Origin of the sequence: Xanthomonas sp. A1809, from assembly GCF_017746015.1 — a bacterium.
GTDB lineage: Bacteria > Pseudomonadota > Gammaproteobacteria > Xanthomonadales > Xanthomonadaceae > Xanthomonas > Xanthomonas euvesicatoria.
In genome coordinates this window covers 28931-51512 of sequence record NZ_JAGHWZ010000007.1, presented here as the reverse complement: position 1 = coordinate 51512, position 22582 = coordinate 28931, and the positions used below count along the sequence as shown (strand labels likewise).

Annotated in this window: 17 protein-coding genes; 14 read left to right on the top strand and 3 right to left on the bottom strand. The window is 66.3% G+C overall.

What is annotated here, in order from left to right; genetic code table 11:
- The first annotated feature begins 235 nt into the window (after window positions 1–235).
- From J7396_RS11390 to J7396_RS11325, 14 genes are all read left to right on the top strand, one after another.
- Window positions 236–736: a DUF3060 domain-containing protein gene (locus J7396_RS11390; protein WP_011346970.1), complete on the top strand. Its 501-nt coding sequence runs from the start codon at window positions 236–238 to the stop codon at window positions 734–736.
- A gap of 245 nt (window positions 737–981) precedes the next feature.
- A complete protein-coding gene (locus J7396_RS11385) occupies window positions 982–2475 on the top strand; it encodes a cupin domain-containing protein (RefSeq protein WP_209261476.1) in 1494 nt (497 codons plus the stop codon).
- A complete protein-coding gene (locus J7396_RS11380; protein ID WP_127165901.1) occupies window positions 2472–3401 on the top strand; it encodes a GNAT family N-acetyltransferase in 930 nt (309 codons plus the stop codon). The genes J7396_RS11385 and J7396_RS11380 overlap by 4 nt, the downstream gene beginning before the upstream one ends.
- Window positions 3402–3506: 105 nt before the next feature.
- Window positions 3507–6410: a 2-oxoglutarate dehydrogenase E1 component gene (locus J7396_RS11375; RefSeq protein ID WP_029819103.1), complete on the top strand. Its 2904-nt coding sequence runs from the start codon at window positions 3507–3509 to the stop codon at window positions 6408–6410.
- A 42-nt stretch (window positions 6411–6452) separates the two neighbouring features.
- Window positions 6453–7667: a dihydrolipoyllysine-residue succinyltransferase gene (gene sucB / locus J7396_RS11370; RefSeq protein WP_029819101.1), complete on the top strand. Its 1215-nt coding sequence runs from the start codon at window positions 6453–6455 to the stop codon at window positions 7665–7667.
- A gap of 111 nt (window positions 7668–7778) precedes the next feature.
- Window positions 7779–9221: a dihydrolipoyl dehydrogenase gene (gene lpdA / locus J7396_RS11365; protein ID WP_014089806.1), complete on the top strand. Its 1443-nt coding sequence runs from the start codon at window positions 7779–7781 to the stop codon at window positions 9219–9221.
- A 213-nt stretch (window positions 9222–9434) separates the two neighbouring features.
- Entirely contained in the window at window positions 9435–10028 is a 594-nt protein-coding gene (locus J7396_RS11360) for a TIGR00730 family Rossman fold protein (RefSeq protein WP_029819100.1), read from the top strand.
- 266 nt (window positions 10029–10294) lie between these two features.
- Window positions 10295–10897, top strand: coding sequence for a YigZ family protein (locus J7396_RS11355; protein ID WP_011346964.1), 603 nt, complete (start codon window positions 10295–10297; stop codon window positions 10895–10897).
- Complete coding sequence (locus J7396_RS11350; RefSeq protein ID WP_109290661.1) at window positions 10894–12663, top strand: ABC transporter transmembrane domain-containing protein; 1770 nt, start codon at window positions 10894–10896, stop codon at window positions 12661–12663. Before J7396_RS11355 ends, J7396_RS11350 begins: the two co-directional genes overlap by 4 nt.
- A 241-nt stretch (window positions 12664–12904) precedes the next feature.
- Entirely contained in the window at window positions 12905–13804 is a 900-nt protein-coding gene (locus tag J7396_RS11345) for a hydrogen peroxide-inducible genes activator (protein ID WP_011346962.1), read from the top strand.
- An 89-nt stretch (window positions 13805–13893) separates the two neighbouring features.
- On the top strand, window positions 13894–15582 hold the full coding sequence (locus J7396_RS11340) for an ABC transporter ATP-binding protein (protein ID WP_011346961.1): 1689 nt from the start codon (window positions 13894–13896) through the stop codon (window positions 15580–15582).
- A complete protein-coding gene (locus tag J7396_RS11335) occupies window positions 15566–16651 on the top strand; it encodes an HlyD family efflux transporter periplasmic adaptor subunit (protein ID WP_011346960.1) in 1086 nt (361 codons plus the stop codon). The genes J7396_RS11340 and J7396_RS11335 overlap by 17 nt, the downstream gene beginning before the upstream one ends.
- Entirely contained in the window at window positions 16648–18051 is a 1404-nt protein-coding gene (locus J7396_RS11330; protein ID WP_011346959.1) for a TolC family protein, read from the top strand. Before J7396_RS11335 ends, J7396_RS11330 begins: the two co-directional genes overlap by 4 nt.
- Window positions 18052–18497: 446 nt before the next feature.
- Window positions 18498–18692: a hypothetical protein gene (locus J7396_RS11325; protein ID WP_008577231.1), complete on the top strand. Its 195-nt coding sequence runs from the start codon at window positions 18498–18500 to the stop codon at window positions 18690–18692.
- A 174-nt stretch (window positions 18693–18866) separates the two neighbouring features.
- On the opposite strand, the gene J7396_RS11320 is transcribed toward J7396_RS11325, so the two are convergent.
- From J7396_RS11320 to dnaJ, 3 genes are all read right to left on the bottom strand, one after another.
- Window positions 18867–19988 (bottom strand): prephenate dehydrogenase, encoded by a 1122-nt coding sequence (locus J7396_RS11320; protein WP_122273089.1) that lies wholly within the window; start codon window positions 19986–19988, stop codon window positions 18867–18869.
- Window positions 19985–20893 carry a pyridoxal kinase gene (pdxY, locus tag J7396_RS11315; protein ID WP_209261475.1) on the bottom strand — a complete coding sequence of 303 codons (909 nt, stop codon included), beginning with the start codon at window positions 20891–20893 and terminating at the stop codon, window positions 19985–19987. The genes J7396_RS11320 and pdxY overlap by 4 nt, the downstream gene beginning before the upstream one ends.
- Window positions 20894–21418: 525 nt before the next feature.
- Window positions 21419–22546, bottom strand: coding sequence for a molecular chaperone DnaJ (gene dnaJ, locus J7396_RS11310; protein WP_008577236.1), 1128 nt, complete (start codon window positions 22544–22546; stop codon window positions 21419–21421).
- Window positions 22547–22582 lie beyond the last annotated feature (36 nt).

The window sequence follows — 22582 nt, the reverse complement described above, 5'->3', positions numbered from 1 at the left end:
AACCGCACGCGGTGCAGGACTTGCGAAGCGGGCCACGTCATCGGACCTCATCGGCGAAGCTGCATCGGCATCACCACATGCCGATGCAGCACGATCAAGGCCAATGATGACGAGGCCAAGACGCCCGGGGCGGGATGCGTCGCACCTCGCATGCGGACGGGCGGCCGGCGAGGGCCTGCACATGGTGACCAAACCGGACTGCTATCTTGCCGGCCTCACTTCCAGGAGATCGGCGATGCGCGTCACTCACACGGCACTGACCCTGTTGACGCTGGGAAGCGTCCTTGCACTGAGCGGATGCGGCGGCGATGGCCCCGCCGCGCAGGCCCCGTCGGCGGTATCTAACACGCTGACCGATCCGGCCAGCGGCGCAGACTGTGCCGGCAAGGATGTCCGGCTGACCCGCAATGACAGCGAATGGATCCTGCACGGCGAGTGCGGCACGGTCACCATCACCGCCTCGCGTGGCGCGATGAATCTGGACACCGCGCGCAGCATTCGCCTGGAGGGAAGCAACTTCACGGTGCTCAACCAGCAACTTGGCCAGCTCAGCGTGAGCGGTCACGACAACACGCTCAATCTCACCGATGTCGATCGCGTGGATATCCAGGGCAACAAGAATCTTGTGCTCGCGCGTGCCGTGAAACAGGTACGGTTTTCGGGCAACGACAACACCGTCAACCCATCCAGCAAGCCCGTACTGGACGACCGTGGCAGCGGCAACAAGGTGATGTGATGCGCGCTGGTGCGCTATCGGCGCACGCGGCGATCAGCGTGCGCCGATAGCGCCACCATGCCGCTCGCAAGGCCATCGACATCAAGAAGCGATTGGAAATGCCGACCAGCCCTGCAGCGGCGAACGCGAGCCGGCACGCTGCGCGCCGCACAGGTGGACATCCGGCTCGGGCAGTCGACAATAGGCCATTGGCGCCGGCCGATGCCGCGCACCACACTCTCTTCTACATCGTGTAAGGACCCCACATGGCCGTACGTAAAGCGACCCCACTTGCCATCGAAGTCCAGGCCCGTCCGGGACAGCCGCTGGGCATGCCGGTCGAGCGTTTCCTGCGCAATTACTGGCACAAGCACCCGCTGTTGATCCGCAATGCGTTCGCGGATTTCGCCTCGCCGCTGCAGCCGGAAGACCTGGCCGGGCTGGCCTGCGAAGACGGCGTGCTGGCGCGCCTGATCAGCCACGACCGCGCCACCGACGGCTGGGACGTGCGCACCGGCCCGTTCCAGGAAACCGATTTCCCCGGCCTGCCCGACCACGACTGGACCTTGCTGGTGCAGGACGTGGACAAATGGGACGCCGACGTGCGTGCCCTGCTGGAGCACTTCAGCTTCCTGCCGCGCTGGCGCATCGACGACATCATGATCAGCTTCGCCGCCACCGGTGGTTCGGTGGGCGCGCACGTCGACCATTACGACGTGTTCCTGCTGCAGGGCCAGGGCCACCGCCGCTGGCAGATCGATGCGCGCACCGTCCAGGGCCGCAAGGCCACGCCGCTGGCGTTCCGCGACGATGTCGAGCTCAAGCTGCTGCGCGAGTTCAAGCCCACCCACGATTGGGTGCTGGGCCCGGGCGACATGCTCTACCTGCCGCCGCTGATCCCGCACCACGGCGTGGCCGAAGACGCCTGCCTGACCTTTTCCATCGGCACCCGCGCACCGTCCTCAGCCGAGCTGATCGGCGATTACCTGGACACCTTGATTGCCGATGCCGACGAGGCCGTGCGCTATCACGACGAAGACCTCAAGGTGCCGGCCGACCCCTACGAGATCGACGTCACCGCGATGAACCGCGTGGTCGCTGCGCTCAATGCGCTGCGCATGAACGACCCCGACCGTCTGGGCGACTGGTTCGGCCGCTTCATGACCACCTACCGCGCCTCCGGCGACGTGGTGCCGGCGCCCGAGCCGATCCCGCGCGAAGCGGTCGAGCAGGCGCTGGAAGAAGGCGTGCTGCTGCACCGCCACCCGTGGTCGCGACTGGCCTGGCGGCGCGCCAAGCGCGGTGCCACGCTGTTCTGCAGCGGCCTGGAGTTTGCGCTGTCGGCCAAGGATGCGTCCCGGCTGGCGGCAGCCGAAGAGATCGACGGCACCTTGTACGCGCAGTTGTCCCCGCGTGGCCGCGAGGTGGTGCTGGAGTTGCTGGCACAGGGCCACTACCAGCGCGCCCACGAAGATGCCCAGGACGACATCGCAGACGACGACCACGCGCATGCCCTGAGCGTGTCGGCCGACCACGACGACCAAGACGCCGACGACGACACGCCGGAGGCGGACGAGGACATCGATGCCGACGCCGATGTCGAACAGGTTGCCGACGCTGCCGACACCCCGGCAGAGGCGCTGGAGGCCGATGTCGAACCCGGCGACGCCGCCGAAGCCGGAGCCGAGCAGGACGTCGACAGCGCGATCGCCGACGAGACCGATTCCGACGACAGCGACGACGCCACCAAGCCTGCATGAGCGCGCACGCCAGACCGCAGATCGTCACGCTGGATCCGGCCGCCGACGCCGCGGCGCTGCGTGCGCTGCGGCCGGCCTGTGCCACCGACACCGCGGGCGACACCAGCGGTGTCGAGTGGGATGCACTGGACCCACTCAGCCTGCATCTGGCAGCGCGCACCGACGACGGCCAGTTGATCGCCTCGGTGCGGCTCACCGCCGACCGCCGTCTCGACCGGCTCGGCGTTCTGCCCGACTGGCGCCGCCGTGGCGTGGCGGACCAACTGCTCGCTGCCGCGGTCGACGCGGCACGGCAGCACGGCTGGCCCGGCCTGCACGCATGTCCCACCCCAGCTGCGGAAGCGGTCTTCGCGCGCCTGGGCTTTCTGCCCGACGCGCCCCCCCTTTCACCCGAGCGCATCGGCCAGGCCCGCGATGCGCCCGGCACCGTCGTGCACCGTCGCCTCGACGGCCCGATGGCAGTGGACACCTTCACTGCAGCCCTGGCCGCCACCACCGGGCTGCTGTGCGCCGCGCGCCGCCAGGTGCTCATCTACACCCGCGCCCTGGACCCGCCCCTGTTCGACAACGCGGCGGTGCTGGATGCGCTGCGCCGTTTCGCCACCGCCCGCCACGACAAGCGCGTACATGTCCTGGTGCAGGACACCGCCAGCGCCGCGGCCAGCAGCAGCGCGATGCTGCGCCTGGCACAGCGCCTGCCCAGCGTGTTCCGGTTCCGCGCGGTCAGCGATCCGGTCGATGCAAGTTTTGCATCGGCCTATGTCGTCGGCGACGACGCCTACTACTTTCGTCCAACAGGTCATCGCTTCGATGATGGCGAAACCTGGCTGTCGGGCGCAGCGCGCAGCCGCCAGTTGGAGCGCGAATTCGCGCAGATATGGGAGCGCAGCGCGCTCTGGAACGAGCCGCGCGCGCTCGGCATCTGACGCCGCAGCGCCCCTCGCACGTAGGCGCGCGCGCAATTGGTCTACCCCGCCGGTCAGCTTGCAGACGCCCCCTCACTAGCGCAAGGGGGTATAATTTTTCGAGATTTGAGACCGACCGATGGGGCATCTCGCCCTGCCGCTTCCGCACAATCATCCCCACAGCAGACCCGACTTACCATCGTGGATAATCTCCTAAAGCAGTTCGCGCAGTCATCGCAGCTCGCCGGCGGCAACGCCGCCTATATCGAGGATCTGTACGAGCAGTACCTCGTCGCCCCGGACAGTGTCGATCCGAAGTGGAAGAGCTACTTCGATGGTTTCGAAGGTCGCGGTGCCGGTGACGTCCCGCATTCGGCGGCCATCGCCCACATCCTCACCGCTTCCAAGCAGGCTGCCAACGCCGGCACCGGCGCAGGCGCCAGTGACGAGCGCGAGCGCAATGTCGGCCGTCTGATCACCGCCTACCGCGCCCGTGGCCACCTCGGCGCACAGCTCGACCCGCTGGGCCTGGTCCCCCCGGTCAACCCGCCCGACCTGGACCTGCCGTTCCACAGCCTGTCCCAGGCCGATCTGGACAGCGAATTCAGCACCGGCGGCGTCGGTGGCCAGCCGCGGATGAAGCTCAAGGATCTGCTGACGCGCCTGAAGGCGACGTACGCCAGCAGCATCGGCGCCGAGTTCATGCACATCCAGGAGTTCGACCAGCGCCAGTGGATCTACAAGCGCCTGGAAGACGCCGGCGGCAAGATTGCCGGCGATGCGGCCAGCCGCAAGCGCACCCTGGAGCGGCTCACCGCTGCCGAAGGCCTGGAGCGCTACCTGCACACCAAGTACGTCGGCCAGAAGCGTTTCTCGCTGGAAGGCGGCGATTCGCTGATCCCGATGATGGACGAGATCATTCGCCAGTCCGGCAACGATCAGGTCAAGGACATCGTGATCGGCATGGCCCACCGCGGCCGCCTCAACGTGCTGGTCAATACGCTGGGCAAGAATCCGCGCAAGCTGTTCGACGAATTCGAAGGCAAGTTCGAGCATGCCCATGACGACCGCGCGCACACCGGCGACGTCAAATACCACATGGGCTTCTCGGCCGACATCGCCGTTGGCACGGACAAGCAGGTGCACCTGGCGCTGGCCTTCAACCCCTCGCACCTGGAAATCGTCGACCCGGTCGTGGTCGGCAGCGTGCGTTCGCGCCAGGAGCGTTTCGGCGATGCCGAGCGCAAGAGCGTGTTGCCGATCCTGATCCACGGCGATGCCGCATTCGCTGGCCAGGGCGTGGTGATGGAGCTGTTCCAGATGTCGCAGGCGCGCGGTTTCGCGGTCGGCGGCACCGTGCACATCGTGGTCAACAACCAGATCGGCTTCACCACCAGCACCCGCGACGACGCCCGCTCCACGCTGTACTGCACCGACGTGGCCAAGATGATCGGCGCGCCGGTCTTCCACGTGAACGGCGACGACCCGGACGCGGTGATGTTCGTGTCCAAGCTGGCCTACGAGTTCCGCCAGCAGTTCAAGAAGGACGTGGTCATCGATCTGGTGTGCTACCGCCGTTGGGGCCATAACGAAGCCGACGAACCGGCAGCGACCCAGCCGGTGATGTACCAGACCATCCGCAAGCACAAGACCACCCGGGAGCTGTATGCCGCCAAGCTGGAAAGCGAAGGCGTGCTGAGCGCCGACGAGGCCAAGGCACTGGTGGACGGCTACCGCAACAAGCTGGATTCGGGCGAATACACCACCGAACTGGCCAAGCGCAAGCCGGACGAATTCGCCATCGATTGGTCCAAGTACCTGGTCGGAACCGCTGCCGATCCGGTGGACACGCGCGTCAAGCGCGACCAGCTGGACCGTCTGGCCAAGCTGATCACCACCATCCCGGAAGGCGTCGAACTGCACGCCCGCGTGGCGAAGATCTACGAAGATCGCGTCAAGATGGCTGCCGGCGATCAGCCCGGCGACTGGGGCTTTGCCGAAAACCTGGCCTACGCCACGCTGCTGGCCGAAGGCCACAAGCTGCGTCTGGTTGGCCAGGACGCCGGCCGCGGCACGTTCTTCCACCGTCACGCGATCCTGCATGACCAGAAGACCGACGACTACTATCTGCCGCTGCGCCAGCTGGTGCAGAACCCGGAAGACGCCACCGTCATCGACTCGTTGCTGAGCGAAGAAGCGGTGATGGGCTTCGAATACGGCTACTCCACCACCGACCCGAATGCACTGTGCATCTGGGAAGCGCAGTTCGGCGACTTCGCCAACGGCGCGCAGGTGGTGATCGACCAGTTCATCGCCGCCGGCGAAGCCAAGTGGGGCCGCATCGCGGGCCTGTCGCTGTTCCTGCCGCACGGCTACGAAGGCCAGGGCCCGGAACACAGCTCCGCACGTCTGGAGCGCTTCCTGCAGCTGTGCGCGCTGGAGAACATGCTGGTCTGCGTGCCGACCACGCCGGCGCAGTGCTTCCACATGATCCGCCGCCAGATGCGCATGACCACCCGCAAGCCGCTGGTGGTGATGACGCCCAAGTCGTTGCTGCGCCACAAGCTGGCGGTGTCGAGCCTGGAAGAACTGGCCGACGGTCAGTTCCAGCATCTGATCCCGGACGCCAAGGCCGACGCGGCCAAGGTCAAGCGCGTGGTGCTGTGCTCGGGCAAGGTCTATTACGACCTGCTCGAAGACCAGACCAAGCGCGGCCAGGACGACGTTGCCATCGTGCGCATCGAACAGCTGTATCCGTTCCCGCGCGCGCAGCTGGCGGCCGAGCTCAAGGCCTACGGCAACGCCACCGATGTGGTGTGGTGCCAGGAAGAGCCGCAGAACCAGGGTGCGTGGTACCAGATCCGCCACCACCTCAACTTCTGCCTGGCTGGCGGCCAGAGCCTGCATTACGCCGGCCGTGCCCGTTCGCCCTCGCCTGCCGCCGGCCACATGGCCGACCACATCATCGAGCAGCAGAAGCTGGTCGCCGATGCGCTGCTCAACCCGTTCAACGACCAAGTCGCTGAATAACTCCTCTTCCCCAAAGAACGAAAACCCTAGGACGCTCCCCGAATGGCCACCGAAGTCAAAGTTCCGGTACTGCCCGAATCCGTTTCCGACGCCACCATCGCCAGCTGGCACAAGAAGGCCGGCGAAGCGGTCAAGCGCGACGAGAATCTGGTCGACCTGGAAACCGACAAGGTCGTGTTGGAAGTTCCTTCGCCGGTCGACGGCGTACTGAAGGAAATCAAGTTCGACACCGGCAGCACGGTCACCAGCAACCAGATTCTGGCGATCATCGAAGAAGGCGCCGTGGCTGCCGCTGCACCGGCTGAAGCCAAGAAGGCCGATGCACCGGCGCCTGCCGCTGCTGCGCCGGCCGCCGCTCCGGCACCGGCTGCCGCCGCCGCGCCTGCTGCTGCGTCCAAGTCGGCTGCCGATGCGCTGCCGCCGGGTGCGCGTTTCTCCGCAATCACCCAGGGCGTGGACCCGTCGCAGGTCGAAGGCACCGGCCGTCGTGGCGCGGTCACCAAGGAAGACATCGTCAACTTCGCCAAGGCCGGCGGCGTCGGCAAGGCCTCGGGCGCCCGTCCGGAAGAGCGCGTGCCGATGACCCGCGTGCGCAAGACCATTGCCAAGCGCCTGATGGAGTCCAAGAACTCCACCGCGATGCTGACCACCTTCAACGAGGTCAACCTCGCCAAGGTGTCGGCCGCGCGCAAGGAACTGCAGGACGAGTTCCAGAAGGCACACGGCATCAAGCTCGGTTTCATGAGCTTCTTCGTCAAGGCCGCCGCCAACGCGCTGCAGCGCTTCCCGCTGGTCAACGCCTCCATCGACGGCGACGACATCATCTATCACGGCTACAGCGACATCTCGATCGCGGTGTCGACCGACAAGGGCCTGGTCACGCCGGTGCTGCGTAACGTCGAGCGCCAGTCGTTCGCCGATGTCGAGCAAGGCATTGCCGACTACGCCGCCAAGGCGCGCGCCGGCAAGCTGGGCCTGGACGATCTGCAGGGCGGCACCTTCACCATCACCAACGGCGGCACCTTCGGCTCGCTGCTGTCCACGCCGATCATCAACCCGCCGCAGAGCGCCATCCTGGGCATGCACGCGATCAAGGAACGTCCGATCGCCGAGAACGGCCAGGTCGTGATCGCCCCGATGATGTACCTGGCGCTGTCCTATGACCACCGCATCATCGACGGCAAGGATTCGGTGCAGTTCCTGGTCGACATCAAGAATCAGCTGGAAAACCCGGGCCGGATGTTGTTCGGTCTGTGATGAAAGCCGGGATTGGTGATTCGGGATTCGGGATGGCGAAAGCATCCCGGTCTCGAGCATCCTGCGTTTTGCGAATCCCCAATCCCCAATTCCTAATCTCGTGAGCGAAGAATGAGCGAACAAGAACAATTCGACGTCGTCGTCATCGGTGCCGGTCCGGCCGGTTATCACGCCGCCATCCGTGCGGCGCAGCTGGGCATGAAGGTCGCCTGCATCGACGCGGCATTAGGCAAGGACGGCAAGCCGGCGCTGGGCGGCACCTGCCTGCGCGTGGGCTGCATTCCGTCCAAGGCGCTGCTGGATTCCTCGCGCCAGTTCTGGAACATGGGTCACCTGTTCGGCGACCACGGCATCAGCTTCAACGACGCCAAGATGGACGTGCCCACCATGATCGGCCGCAAGGACAAGATCGTGAAGCAGTTCACCGGCGGCATCGCGATGCTGTTCAAGGCCAACAAGATCACCCCGTACTACGGCTTCGGCCAGTTGCAGCCGGGCAACATCGTCAAGGTGACCCAGCACGAAGGCGGCGAGATCGAACTCAAGGGCACCAACGTGATCCTGGCGGCCGGCTCGGAATCGATCGAACTGCCGTTCGCCAAGTTCGACGGCGACACCATCGTCGACAACGTCGGCGGCCTGGATTTCACCGCCGTTCCCAAGCGTCTGGCGGTCATCGGCGCCGGCGTGATCGGTCTGGAGCTGGGCAGCGTGTGGAAGCGCCTGGGCGCCGAGGTCACCATCCTCGAGGCGCTGCCGGACTTCCTGGCGCTGGCCGATGCCGAGGTTGCCAAGACCGCGCTGAAGGAATTCAAGAAGCAGGGTCTGGACATCAAGCTGGGCGCCAAGGTCAGCAAGACCGAGATCACCGGCAGTGGCGATGCCAAGCAGGTGGTGCTCAGCTACACCGACGCGGCCGGCGAGCAGACCCTGACCGTGGACAAGTTGCTGGTGGCCGTGGGCCGCAAGGCCGCCACCAAGAACCTGCTGGCCGAAGGCACGGGCGTCAAGGTCACCGACCGCGGCCAGATCGAGGTCGATGGGCATTGCCACACCGGCGTGGATGGCGTGTGGGCGATCGGTGACTGCGTGCGCGGCCCGATGCTGGCGCACAAGGGCTTCGAGGAAGGCATCGCGGTCGCCGAGCTGATTGCTGGCCTGCCGGGTCACGTCAACTTCGACACCATTCCGTGGGTCATCTACACCGAGCCGGAAATTGCCTGGGTCGGCAAGACCGAGCAGCAGCTGAAGGCCGAGGGCGTCGCCTACAAGGCCGGTAGCTTCCCGTTCGCGGCGATCGGCCGTGCGGTGGCCATGGGCGAGCCGGCCGGCTTCGTCAAGGTGATCGCCGATGCCGAAACCGACCGCGTGCTGGGCATGCACCTGGTGGGCGTGGGCGTGTCCGAGCTGGTGCACGAAGGTGTGCTGACCATGGAATTCAACGGCTCGGCCGACGACCTGGCGCGCATCTGCCACGCGCACCCGACGCTGTCCGAAGCGATCCACGATGCCGCCATGGCGGTGAGCAAGCGCGCGATTCATAAGGCTAACTGAGGCCGGGATTTGGGATTCGGGAGTTGGGATTCGCAACTGCGGTTCCCGCCTCTGACTATTCCCAGCCATGACATAACGCCGGGTAGATTCCGGCGTTAAGTTTTTCAGGCCCAGTCAGAACAGTCGTGCAACGTGCATTCCACGGCTTTCCAGATGACATCGACGCGGCGCGCCCCCGCTTTTACGAATCCCTACTCCCCAATCCCGAATCCCATGAAAAGCATCTGCGTCTACTGCGGCTCCAATGCCGGCAACAAACCCGCCTATGCCGAGCGCGCCATTGCGTTGGGCGATCGCATCGCCAAGCAGGGCTTGCGCCTGGTGTATGGCGGCGGCAACGTTGGCTTGATGGGCACCGTGGCCAATGCGGTGTTGGCGGCCGGCGGTGAAGTGACCGGGGTGATTCCGCAGCAGCTGGCCGATTGGGAAGTGGCGCACCGTGGGTTGACCACGCTGGAAATCGTCGGTTCCATGCATGAGCGCAAGATGCGCATGTTCGAGCTGTCGGATGCGTTCGTGGCCCTGCCCGGCGGCTTCGGTACCATGGAAGAGATCTTCGAAATGCTGACCTGGCGCCAGCTCGGCATCGGCAACAAGCCGTGCGCGTTTCTGGACATCGAAGGGTTTTACGCACCGCTGATTGGCATGATCGACCGCATGGTCGAAGAGCGCTTCCTTCACCCGGACCAACGCGCCGACCTGTGGTACGGCGCCGACATCGAGCAGATGCTCGAATGGATGCAGCATTACACCCCGGCGCAGGCGTCGAAGTGGATCGACGAGAAGCGTCGTTCCACCCTTGTGTAATCGAAGGCAGCCAAGACAAACGGCGTCTCACTGCGCGTCGGCTGGGTTGCAGAGCGCGGCTCCCTGGTCGCCCGGCACACGATGACAGGCGTACGTAGCCGCTGCCGCGGCGTCGGCACGCACGATGCCACTGCCGGCGCGTCGCCCGCCGTCACTGCCACACTGCGCAGGTGCTGCAGCACGACGGCACGCGCACGGCGCCGTGTTGCCAGCTTGCAACGGCAGTCACGATGGCTGCAGCGATCGGTAGCACCGCCTCGCATAGAATGGCGGCGATGCTCGATACCCTCGCCGCTGATGCGCACCACAGTCTGGACATCAAGCACAGTCGCTTTGTGGCCCACGCTGCCGCATTGGATGCTCCCGCGCATGCGTTGGAGATCGTGCAGCGCGTGGCAGTGCCGGACGCGACGCACAACTGCTGGGCCTATCGGTTCGGGCAGGACTACCGCTCCAGCGACGACGGCGAGCCAAGCGGCACCGCCGGCCGGCCGATCCTGGCCGCCATCGATGGCCAGGGCTTCGATCGGGTGGTGGTCGTGGTCACGCGCTGGTATGGCGGCATCAAGCTCGGTGCTGGCGGGCTGGTGCGCGCCTACGGCGGTACCGCGGCCGAGTGCCTGCGGCTGGCAACGCGACAGCCATTGATCGCGTTGTCGCTGGTGCAGGTGCAATGCCGGTTCGACGATCTGGGCCTGGTGCACGCAGCACTGGCGGCCTTCCATGCCGACAAACTGGACGAACGCTTCGATGCCGAAGGTGCAGCGTTGCGCGTGCAACTGCCTGCAGATCAGCTCGCCGGCTTGAAAACCCGCCTGTGCGACGCCACTCGCAATCGTGTCCATCTCTCAACCCCGGAAGCCGCATGACCGAGCCAGCCGCTGCACGTTCCAACCCGTTGCGGAAGCTGGGCAGCCTGCGCACCTTGTGGCCATTCGTCCAACGCCAGCGCGGCCTGTTCGCCGCCTGGCTGGTCGCGCTGTCGATTTCCGCTGCCGCCACACTGAGCCTGCCCGCAGCGGTCAAGCGCATGATCGACCAGGGCTTCTCCGGCGACTCGCAGATCAACCAGGCGTTCTCGCTGCTGTTCGCAGTTTCGGTCGTGCTGGCGTTGGCAACTGCGGCGCGCTTCTATTTCGTCGCCCTGCTGGGCGAGAAAGTGGTCGCCGACCTGCGCGGCCGGCTGTACGCGCACCTGATCGGACTGGACGCCGGGTTCCATGACCGCAGCCGCAGCGGCGAACTGGTGTCGCGCCTGTCGGCCGACAGCGAATTGCTGCGGGGGCTGATCGGCACCACCATGTCGGTGGCCTTGCGTAGTTCGGTCACGGTGATCGGCAGCATGGTCATGCTGTTCGTCACCAGCCCGCGGCTGGCCGGCTTCACCTTGATCGGCATCCCGCTGGCGGTGCTGCCGATCGTGCTGGGCGCACGCCGCCTGCAGAAGATTTCGCGCGCAAGCCAGGACCGCGTGGCCGACGCCAATACGCTGGCGGCCGAAACCCTGGGCGCGGTGCGCACCGTGCAGGCACACGCGCGCGAGCGTTACGAAAGCCAACGTTTCAGCACTGCGCTGTTTGCCGCCATCGATACCGCCAAGCTGCGCATCCGCACCCAGGCCACCGTGACCGCGGTGGCGATCATGCTGATCTTCGGTGCGATCGTCGCGGTGTTGTGGCTTGGCGCGCACGATGTGATCGCTGGCCGCATGACGCCGGGCACGCTCGGCCAATTCGTGTTGTACGCGCTGATCGGCGGCGGGTCGGTCGGGGCGCTGGCCGAGGTCTGGAACGAGTTGCAGCGTGCCGCCGGCGGCATGGGCCGGGTGAGTGAATTGCTCGACGAACAACCGGCGATCGTGGCGCCGGCCACGCCGCAGGCCTTGCCGCAGCCGCTGCGCGGCGCGATCCATTTCGACCGGGTGGTCTTCCATTACCCGCAACGCCCGGACGCGCCGGCGCTGGATGGGTTCGACCTGCATGTCAGCCCCGGCGAAACCGTGGCGCTGGTGGGCCCGTCCGGAGCGGGCAAGAGCACGGTGCTATCGATGCTGCTGCGTTTCCACGACCCGGTCAGCGGCAAGGTGCGCATCGACGACATCGACCTGCGCGACGTCGACCCGGTCCTGCTGCGCGAACACATCGCGCTGGTACCGCAGCAACCTACGTTGTTTGCCGCCAGCGCCGCCGACAACATCCGCTACGGGCGCCTGCAAGCCAGCGATGCACAGGTGGAAGCGGCAGCGGCCGCCGCCGAAGCCGATGGCTTCATCCGCGCCCTGCCCCAGGGCTACGCCAGCGAACTGGGCGAGCGCGGCACGCGCCTGTCCGGCGGACAGCAGCAACGCGTGGCCATTGCGCGTGCGCTGCTCAAGGACGCGCCGATCCTGCTGCTGGACGAAGCCACCAGCGCGCTCGATGCGCAGAGCGAGCGCGCCGTGCAGCAGGCGCTGGAGCGGCTGATGGAAGGCCGCACCACGCTGGTGATCGCGCACCGCCTGGCCACCGTGCTCAAGGCCGACCGCATCGTGGTGATGGATGCCGGGCGCATCGTCGCGCAGGGTACGCATGCGCAGTTGATCGCCGAAGGTGGGCTGTATGCGGAGCTGGCGCGGCTGCAGTTCATCGACCAATGAGCGCCGCCAGGCGCCGTCGTTCCAGCGGTGGCACCTGGCGCAACCAGCGAAACGACTGCGCCCACCGCGATGCGGGCGCGGCCGGTGCTCGGAATCGGCATGCGCCATTCGTACACTGCGGTTACCGCGGCTCGTCCGCACTCGCCGGACGCGCTACCGCTGCACTCGCTAGCCGTACCTCGCCCGTCTTGTCTCACCGGCCATGCCGGCCGTGCGCTCCCACGCAATCCGATGTGACCCCATGCCCCGCCCCAGAACCACCCTTCGCCAGCTGAGCTATTTCGTCGCGCTGGCCGATACCGGCAGCTTCACCCGTGCCGCCGAGCAGATGGGCGTCTCGCAGCCATCGTTGTCGCAGCAGATCCGCGCGTTGGAAGCGATCATCGGTGCGCCGCTGTTCGAGCGCGGCGCGCAGGCGATCCTGACCCCGCTCGGTCGCGAGCTGCTCGACCGCGCACGCAGCATCCTGCTCGATGTCACCGATCTGGAAGAGGTCCGCGCCACCGCCGCCGATACCTTGATCGGCACCATTCGCCTTGGCGTCTCGCCCACGCTCGGCGCCTATCTGATGCCCAGCCTGGTGGCACGTCTGCATCGCGAGCATCCGGCCCTGCGCGTGCACGTGCGCGAAGGCCTGCCAACCGCACTCGCCGCCGACCTGAGCAGCGGCACGCACGATCTGGTCCTCGCGCAACTGCCGGTGGCCGGCCGCGGCCTGCACAGCGAGCGGCTGTTTCGCGAACTGCTGCATGTGACCATGGCGGCCGATCATCCGCTGCGCACCAAGGCCTGCATCACCCCGGCCGATCTGCGCGGTGCCAACTTGCTGACCTTGATGCCGGAATACCGATTGGCAGAACAGGTTGCCGCGATCGCCATGGACGTGGGCGCCAATGTCTTGCGCGATTACGAAGGCACCAGCCTGGACGCGATCCGCCAGATGGCCGGCATGGGCATGGGTCTTGCCTTGCTCCCGGACCTGTACGTGCGCCAGGAAATCCGCGAAGGCGACGACGTGGTGGTGCGGCCGGTCAAAGGCGGGCGCTACTATAGGGAGATCGGTCTGCTCTGGCGCCAGGGTGCCGGTCGCGCACCGGCCTTCGGTTTGATCGCCAATCTGTTGCGCGCGGTGGCTGCATAGGAAAATCCTATGCGGCACATAAGCGCGATGGCCTTGTTTGCGGGCCGGCAACTCGTCAATGCTTCACTGAACTCATCAACGGATATCGAATGGCGGCCAAGCGGATTGGATGGCGGGAAGCGGCGAGCTGGCTGACGGAAGTTGTTGGCCCGGACATGCCGTATGTGCGCCTGACCCTGGTGTACGGCGTTGCGATCAGCCTGCTGTCGCTGGCCACGCCGATCTCGGTGCAGTTGCTGATCAACAGCGTTGCCAACACCGCGCTGCCCACGCCGCTGTGGACCTTGTCCGGCCTGCTGCTGGGCCTGCTGCTGCTGGTGGCGGCACTGAGCGCGATGCGGGTGTGGGTGATGGCGCTGTTCGAACGTCGCCTGTTCGCACGCGTGGTGGCGGAAATCACCGTGCGCGCGGTACATGCGCAAAATCCGTTCTTCGCCGACCAGAACCGCGGCGATGTATTCAACCGCTACTTCGATCTGGTGGTGGTGCAAAAGGCAGTGCCCAGCCTGGCGGTCGGTGCGTTCACCATCGTGCTGCAGTCGGCGGTCGGCTTGATCGTCACCAGCTTCTATCACCCGTTTTTCCTCGGCTTCAACGCGCTGCTGCTGCTGACCATCTTCTCGATCTGGATGATCTGGTCGCGCGGTTCGATCCGCTCGGCGGTCGAACTGAGCCAGGCCAAACACAACGCCGCGCATTGGCTGGAAAGCGTCGGCGGCTCCAACGGGTTCTATAAATCCAGCCGCCATCTCAACTTCGCCATGGATCGCTCGGAAAAGGTGACCGCCGACTATGTCGACCGGCATCGGCGCCATTTCCGCTACACCTTCACCCAGACGCTGGCATTCCTGCTCACCTATGCAGTGGCCAGCGCGGCGCTGCTGGCGCTGGGCGGCAGCCTGATCCTGCGCGGCGAGCTGTCGATCGGCCAGCTGGTGGCAGCCGAACTGATCCTGAGCGCAGTGTTCTACGGCATTGCACAGCTGGGCAGCTACCTGGACACGTTCTACGACCTGGTGGCCAGCGCGGAGGAGTTGTCGCTGCTGTACGCCATCCCCCAGGAACGCCCGGTGCTTGCCGCCGGCGAGGCGCCGCGCAACAGCGGGGTACGCCTGGATGGGGTGGTGATCGAGGGCGCGCGTTTCGATTTCGCGCTGGAAGCCGGCGAGCAGCTGGTCACGCTGGCCGATGGCGGCGCCGAGCGCCTGCTGGCCATGGTGCTCAAGCGCCACGTCGTTCCCGACCGCGGGCTGGTGATGGTGGGTGGTGCGGACATGGCCACGTTCGATATGTACCTGCTGCGTTCGGAAGTCACCGTGCTCGACCGCCCGACCATCGTGGAGGTCACCATTCGCGAATACCTGGCAATGGCCTCGGCCGATGTGACGTCCGAAGCGATGCTGCAAGCCATCGATACGGTGGGCCTGCGCGCGCGCATCGCCGCGTTGCCGCAAGGCCTGGACACCCGGCTTGCCGCCTCCGGGTTCCCGCTGTGGATTGGCGAAGTCATGGCGCTGAAGCTGGCCAATGCACTGTTGGTGCGCCCGCGCGTGCTGATGCTGTCGCAGCTGTACGACCTGATCCCGGCCGAGCGCCTGACCCAGGTCCTGCGACGCTTGAAGGATGCAGGAACCACGGTGCTGCTGTGCACCGGGCGGCCGGAGGACATCACCCTGGATGGCTGGTTCCGGCTGGAGCCGGAGCGCCAGCAACGCTACGCCACACGCGCCGAGTTGATCGCATCCACGCAGGAGGTGCCGCATGCCGCACGCCCCTGATCGCATGGCGCATTTCCCGACCCTGGCGGCAATGCGTCCGCCCAGCATCGCCAAGGCGGTCGCCTGGATGCTGTTGATCGGCATCGGCATCGCCGCGGCGATCCTGGCACTGGCGCCGTGGGTGCAGACCGCCAGTGGCAAAGGCCAGGTCGTCTCGCTGGATCCCAGCGACCGTCAGCAACCGGTCACCGCCTTCGTGCCGGGCCGCGTCGAGCGCTGGTACGTGCATGACGGCCAGCATGTTTCCAAGGGCGACCCGATCGCGCGTGTCGGCGATCTGGACCCGGACCTGCTCACCCGCCTGGCCAGCGAGCGCGCGCAGGCGCAGGCGGAAATCGCCGCCATCCAGCAGTCGCGTGCAGTGGCCAGCATCGACGTGGCGCGTAGCAGACAATTGCTGGCCGAAGGCCTGGCCGGACGCCGCGACTACGAGCTGACCCAGATCAAGGTGGCCGAAGCCGACGCCAAGCTGGCCGAATCGCGCGCCAAGCTGACCCGCATCGACATCCAGCTGAATCGCCAGTCTGCACAGCTGGTGCGCGCCCCGCGCGACGGCCGCGTGCAGCAGCTCAATGCCGCCAGCGGCAGCGCCATGGTCTCGCCGGGCACCGTGCTGGCGGTGATCGCGCCGGAACGGGTGGAACGCGCGGTCGAGCTGTATATCGACGGCCGCGACGTGCCGCTGATCCGCCCCGGCCGCCCGGTGCGGCTGGAATTCGAAGGCTGGCCGGCGATCCAGTTCAGCGGTTGGCCGTCGGTGGCGCACGGCATGTTCGACGGCCGGGTGCGCGCCATCGACCCCAACGCCGCGCCCGATGGGCTGTTCCGCATCCTGGTGGAGCCGATGCCGGGCAAGCCGGCATGGCCGGCGCAGGAATTCGCCCGCCAGGGCGGCAAGGTGCGCGGCTGGGTGCAGGGCGAAACGGTCAAGGTCGGCTACGAACTGTGGCGCCAGCTCAACAACTTCCCCTTGGAATTCGGACGGCGCCCGGCTGCGGCCACGCAGGAAGAGAGCAAGGCCAAGCCGGCCGCACCCAAGTCCGAAGACGAAGCGACGGGTAAGAAATGATCGGCCGTCTTGTCGTCCTGTTGATCGCACTCAGCCCCGGTGCGGCATTCGCCCAGGCCGCTGCGCTGACGCTGGATGAGGTGCTGCAGTCCTCGGCACGCTCGGCACCGCAGATCGTCGAAGCGCTGGCGAAGGTGCGCCAGGCCGAAGGCAAGGGCATCTCGGCCGATGGCGCCTTCGACACGGTGTTCGACATCGAAGGCCGCTCGCGCGAGGCCGGCTATTACGACGGCAGTACGATCGAAACCGGGGTCAAGCGGCCGTTCGAAGAGAACGGCGGCTATTACTACGGTGGCTACCGCTCCTCGCGTGGCTCCTTCCCGATCTACGAGGACAAGTCTTATACCGATCGCGGCGGCGAAGTGAAGGTCGGCGCGCTGTACGCGCTGCTGCGCGACCGCGTGATCGACGAACGCCGCACCAAGCGCAGTATCGCCAGCACCGATATCGATGTGGCCAAGTACGAAGCGGAAATGGTGGCCATCGGCGTGCAGCGGCGCGCCGTGGATGCCTACCAGAACTGGGTCGCCGCCGGGCTGAAGTTGCGCGCCTACAACGAGCTGCTGCAACTGGCCGAGCAACGGCGCAATGCGATTTCGCGCCAGGTCACGCTCGGTGCGCGACCCACCATCCTGCTGACCGAAAACGACCAGAATCTGGTGCGTCGTCGCGCCTTGGTGGTGCGCGCGGAACAGGACTTCGCCAATGCGGCCAACGCCTTGTCGCTGTATTTGCGCGACGAGGCCGGCATGCCGCTGATCGTGTCCGCCGAACGCCTGCCGGCCGACACCTCGGCGCTGGAAGGACTGGCCGGCGCCAGCAAGATCACCGCGCCGGTGGAGCGCCCGGATTACCGCGCCGTGCTGACCCGCATCGACCAGGCCACCGCACGGCTGATGCTGGCCCAGAACGATCTCAAACCACGCCTGGATGTCAGCGTGGAAGTCAGCAAGGATCTGGGCCCGCCCGGCGTCGGCGGCCCGAACCGGTCGCTGACCGACGCCATCATCGGCTTCCGTTTCAGCGTGCCGCTGGAAAACCGCGCCGCCAGGGGCCGCGTGGCCGAAGCGCGTGCCGAGATCGAAGCGCTGGATCAGCGCAGCCGTTTTCTACGCGACCAGATTTCGATCGAGGTCGAATCGATCGTCATCTCGCTCAATGCCGCCGAGCGGCTGGCCAAGATCGCCGATGAGGAACGCGGCTTGGCAGACCGCCTGGCCGCGGCCGAGCGGCGGCGCTTCGAGCTGGGCTCGGGTGACTTTTTCCTGGTCAACCAGCGCGAGGAAACCGCCAACGACGCGCGCGTACGCCTGATCGATGCGCAGGCGCGCATCGCCTCTGCGCGTGCCGAACTGGCGGCGGCCACCGCCGACCGGGATGCCTTGCAGTTGAGTCGTTGACCGCTCGGCTGCGCGCCGGGCAGGCGGTGATGCCGGGCAATCGCGCGGTTGTGCGAGTGACTTGGCGATGCCGCAGCAGCATCCCTGGATTCAAGCAAAGCCTACGCAGCGCACGCACGTACGCAACCGTCACGCAGGTGGCTGGCTGATTACGCCCAGCGACGCTTCAGCGCGCTTGGCGCGTGGTCGAACCCGAGGTTGCAGCTGCCTGCCCCATCGCTGCCAGGCAGCCGTCCATGCCACGCACGCGTACTCAGCCGCTTGTCGGCGTGGCCAAACACTGTCGCCACCGCGCCTGACGAGCTCAACCAGCAGGGCTCGCACACCTCACCGCATATCGACATCTGGGTAACACCTGCATGCGCATGCTCGCCATACCGGCTCGGCGCCGGGCGTGCAGTCCATCGCGATCTGCACTGCAAACTCAGGAACTTTCGGAGGTGCGTATGTCTTTCCGGCAATTTCCCGCAATCGGTGCAGATGGCGAGCCTTACGTCATCATCGAATTTCGCGACGAGCAACAACCGCGCGCAAACCCGCAGTCGGCACCGCGTTACGAGCTTCCCGACGGTCGACATCTGCAACGTCAGGGGCAGCGGTTTGTGACCGACGGCGGCGAGCTACGCCTTTCCGCGCTCTAGGTACGGCAGCCAAACCCGCGCTTCGTCACCTCACAGCCTGGTCAAATTTTGACCACCCACTGCCCGACCCTTGCGCTGCAAGGGCCGTGCGCAGTTATCCACACGCTTGTGCAAGTTTCATCCACACCCTGTGTGGATGAATTCGACCGCGTTGGGGCGGGCTTGGTCACGCCACTAGCTGCCGGAACGCTCCAGCACCCGGCCGATCCCGCTTCGGTCGATCTCGGTCGCTGCCTGCGCCAATGCGGCACGATCGCTCGCCACCTCAAAGCCAATCCGGAAATGCAGTTCGCCAACCGGCGTGCGCGACGAGTGGATCGAAGACAGGTTCACTCCATGCCGCTCGAACACATGCAGCAAGGCGCGCAGCGAGCCGGGCTGGTCTTCGGGCAGATACACGCTCAGTGTCAACGGCTCGGTGAGATCGGCCAGCAGGTAGCCCACGCGCTCGTAGGTGTAATTGCCTGCCGCAAGCGCGTCGTGCTGCAAGGCTTGCGCGTTGTCGTGCAGGAACTGGGTGCGGAACTGCGCACGCGCAGCATCGTCGCCCCGCGCCACCAAGGCACGCAGTTGCTGCAGCTGCTGCAGCAACCGGTCGAGCATCTCGCCCACATACGGGTTGCCGAACTGGATGTCTTCGTAGATCGAGGGGTTCAGCGAGAGAATGCGCGCGATCACCGCGGTATCCAGTTCGAAGGATGCCGAGCGGTACGGCATCAGTGCGCGCAGCTCGCCCAGCAGCGGTGCGTAGTCGCGCAGGGTGCCGGCCTGCGCTAGGTGAGTGGCGTGTACCATCGCCTGCACCAGCGCCATCACGCGGTCATGGTGCTCCGGCGTTGCATACACGCATTCGGCCTGCAGCGCGCTGCACAAGTTCTGCACCCACGCCGACCAGCGCTGCAGCCGCCCTTCGCAGACCACCATCACGCGCCCTTTCAAGGTCGGCGATTTTGGCGGTGCGGTCATCGGATGCAGGCCGACCACGTCCGCCTGCGAGGTCAGCATTGCCGCGACCGGTGCCTGTTTGATCGAGGTGACATCCAGCCACAGCTGCGCGGCAGCGCGTGCGCCGGCGAGTGCCACATACCGCTCGATCAATGCGGCGGTATGGCGAATCGGCGCGGCGAAAATCAGTACGTCAGCACGCTGCGCCAGTGTGGCTTCGTCCATGCTGCCGCTGTCGGCCGGATCGAACCCGATCACGTCCAGCTGCATGCGCGTGCGCAGGAACTGCGCCAGCCAGCGCCCGTACGCGCCGGCGATGCCGACGATGCCGACCACCGGCTGCGCGATCATGCCAATCGCTCGACGGCAAATCGCGGCGTCCCAGCAAGTGCGGCCGGCGCCGCGGCCAGCACGTCGAACTCCTCGAAACCTGCGGCCAGCGTCGCTTCCAGCGCGCCATGCACGCCGCTGAGCGCGTGTCCCACCGCCTGCTCGAACGGCACATCGCGCAACAGAAAGCCAATCAGCAGCGCCATCAGCACATCGCCGGTGCCTGCCACATCGACCGGCAGGTGCGGGCTGGCCCAGCGATACACCGCCGCATCGCTGACTGCCAAGGTCACCAGCTCACCTGCGGCACCGGCCACGCTGTGTGCAAGTACCCATTGCGGCCCACGCGCCAGCAACGCGCGCGCGGCGGCGATGGCCTCGTCCTGCTGCAGGCTCGGCAAACCGGTCAACCGCCCCAACTCGAACGCGTTGGGCGTCACCAGCCAGGCGTGCGGCAGCAGACGCTCGGCGAACACGCGCTCCAGCCCGGGTTCCACATATGGGCCGGTGTGCGTGTCGCCAATCACCGGGTCCAGGCAATAACGCAGCTGCGGGGCCTGCGGCAAGGTCTGCTCCAGCCAGTCGGCAAAGGCTTCGCCGTTGGCCAGGCTGCCGAAATAGCCGGACACCAGCATGCGTGCACGCTGCAGCAAGCCACGTTCGGTGGCGCCCAGCAACAAATCCGCCAGCCAGTCGGCTGGCAGGATGCGCCCGCGCAGGGTCGCGTAAAACGGCGCGTTGCTCAGCAACGTGGTGGGTACTTCGGCCACACGCAGTCCCAGCGCGCGCAGCGGCGGCACCGCAGCGCTGTTGCCGGCATGGCCATAGACCAATTGCGATTGCACCGAAATCACGTCGATCGGCGAAGGGCCGTCCGGACGCTGGCGGCGACCATGGACGAGGTGGCTGTCGGTTGCATCGCTCATGCGGGCGGCCGTGCTGGAGAGATGGCACCGATTATCCGCGCAACCTTGCCAGGATGTCGTGGAGGAACGGCACCACCGGCAGTGGGCGCTGCTGAATAGCACGCCCCTAGTCTTGAACACATCATGGCCAGATGCCCAAGCCCGCCGGCGCAGCGTGAGTGGCAATACGCTCGTTGAGCAAGGTGAGACGCCAAAAGACGCTCGACCGATGCTGCAGGCCAATGGCCGAACTGCACGATCAAGGACTGGCGTTGCCTCGCGTTGCGGGCGACAGCGTGCTGCGTCTGAAGGCAATGACGACGCGTCAAACACACACGTGCGATGTGCGGAGATGTCGCTGGAGATCTCGCAGTGGCGCTACTGAAACGCGCGCAGCTGCCCCGGCAATTCTCACGCTGACATCGCGTTGCGTCCGCAACTTCAACGCATCGGCCGCATCGCGGGCAGCCTTCGGGACAACCCAAAAAAAGAGCCCGACGCGCAGCAAGCCGCACGCCGGGCCATCGTGACATCACGCCACCTGGGTCAGGACGTCATCCGATCCCAAAACCCCTTGACGCCGTCGATGAAGGTGGCCGACTTGGGCGAATGCTTGCGTGCATCCTCGCCGGTGAACGTCGCTTCGAACTGCTGCAGCAGTTCGCGCTGGTCGGCGGTGAGATTGACCGGGGTCTCCACCACCACGCGGCAATACAGATCGCCTTCGCTACGGCTGCGCACCGAACGCACGCCCTTGCCGCGCAGACGGAACAACTTGCCGGTCTGGGTCTCGGCCGGGATGCGGATCTCCGCTTCGCCGCCCAGGGTCGCCACGCGCACGGTATCGCCGAGCGCGGCCTGCGAAATGCGGATCGGCACCTCGCAATGCAGATCGTCGCCGTCGCGCTGGAAGATCGCATGCTCGCGCACCCGCACTTCCACATACAGATCGCCCGGCGGCGTGCCGGCCGGGCCGGCCTCGCCTTCGCCTGCAAGACGAATCCGGTCGCCGGTATCCACGCCGGCGGGCACCTTGATCGACAGCACCTTGTCTTCTTCCACGCGACCGGCACCGTGGCAGGTCTTGCAGGGGTTCTGGATCAGCGTGCCGCGCCCGTCGCAATGCGGGCAGCTCTGCTGCATGGCGAAAATGCCGCGCTGGATGCGCACCTGGCCGCGCCCATGGCAGGTACCGCAGGTCTCGACCTTGCCGTCTTCCGAACCGCTGCCGTGACAGGGCGCGCATTCGACCAGCGTCGGAATCTCGATGCGGCGCTCGATGCCGGCGACAGCTTCTTCCAGATCCAGTTCCAGGACGTAACCAACGTCGGCACCACGTCGCGCAGCGCGCGGACCGGCGGCGCCACCGCCGAAAATATTGCCGAAGATATCGCCAAAGATATCTCCCATGTCCGGGCCACCCGGCCCACCGCCACCGCCCATGCCGTGCTCGAAGGCCGCATGGCCGTGCGCGTCGTAGGCGCGCCGCTTATTGCCATCGGACAGCACCTCGTAGGCTTCCTTGCATTCCTTGAACGCCGCTTCGGCAGCCGCGTCGCCAGGATTGCGGTCCGGGTGGTGCTTCATCGCACAGCGCCGGTACGCCTTCTTCAGCTCCTCGTCGCTGGCGCCACGGGCAACGCCCAGCACTTCGTAGTAATCGCGTTTGCTCATAAGCCGGGATTCGGGATTCGTGATTTGAGATTCGTT

What these genes read in the sequence shown, in the direction of transcription:
- J7396_RS11320 (WP_122273089.1), bottom strand. Translation starts at nt 19,988, where the DNA reads ATGATCGCGCAGCCGGTGGTCGGCATCGTCGGCATCGCCGGCGCGTAC.
- J7396_RS11330 (WP_011346959.1), top strand. Translation starts at nt 16,648, where the DNA reads ATGATCGGCCGTCTTGTCGTCCTGTTGATCGCACTCAGCCCCGGTGCG.
- J7396_RS11345 (WP_011346962.1), top strand. Translation starts at nt 12,905, where the DNA reads ATGCCCCGCCCCAGAACCACCCTTCGCCAGCTGAGCTATTTCGTCGCG.
- pdxY (WP_209261475.1), bottom strand. Translation starts at nt 20,893, where the DNA reads ATGAGCGATGCAACCGACAGCCACCTCGTCCATGGTCGCCGCCAGCGT.
- J7396_RS11360 (WP_029819100.1), top strand. Translation starts at nt 9,435, where the DNA reads ATGAAAAGCATCTGCGTCTACTGCGGCTCCAATGCCGGCAACAAACCC.
- J7396_RS11325 (WP_008577231.1), top strand. Translation starts at nt 18,498, where the DNA reads ATGTCTTTCCGGCAATTTCCCGCAATCGGTGCAGATGGCGAGCCTTAC.
- J7396_RS11380 (WP_127165901.1), top strand. Translation starts at nt 2,472, where the DNA reads ATGAGCGCGCACGCCAGACCGCAGATCGTCACGCTGGATCCGGCCGCC.
- J7396_RS11350 (WP_109290661.1), top strand. Translation starts at nt 10,894, where the DNA reads ATGACCGAGCCAGCCGCTGCACGTTCCAACCCGTTGCGGAAGCTGGGC.
- J7396_RS11335 (WP_011346960.1), top strand. Translation starts at nt 15,566, where the DNA reads ATGCCGCACGCCCCTGATCGCATGGCGCATTTCCCGACCCTGGCGGCA.
- lpdA (WP_014089806.1), top strand. Translation starts at nt 7,779, where the DNA reads ATGAGCGAACAAGAACAATTCGACGTCGTCGTCATCGGTGCCGGTCCG.
- J7396_RS11355 (WP_011346964.1), top strand. Translation starts at nt 10,295, where the DNA reads ATGGCGGCGATGCTCGATACCCTCGCCGCTGATGCGCACCACAGTCTG.
- dnaJ (WP_008577236.1), bottom strand. Translation starts at nt 22,546, where the DNA reads ATGAGCAAACGCGATTACTACGAAGTGCTGGGCGTTGCCCGTGGCGCC.
- J7396_RS11340 (WP_011346961.1), top strand. Translation starts at nt 13,894, where the DNA reads ATGGCGGCCAAGCGGATTGGATGGCGGGAAGCGGCGAGCTGGCTGACG.
- sucB (WP_029819101.1), top strand. Translation starts at nt 6,453, where the DNA reads ATGGCCACCGAAGTCAAAGTTCCGGTACTGCCCGAATCCGTTTCCGAC.
- J7396_RS11385 (WP_209261476.1), top strand. Translation starts at nt 982, where the DNA reads ATGGCCGTACGTAAAGCGACCCCACTTGCCATCGAAGTCCAGGCCCGT.
- J7396_RS11390 (WP_011346970.1), top strand. Translation starts at nt 236, where the DNA reads ATGCGCGTCACTCACACGGCACTGACCCTGTTGACGCTGGGAAGCGTC.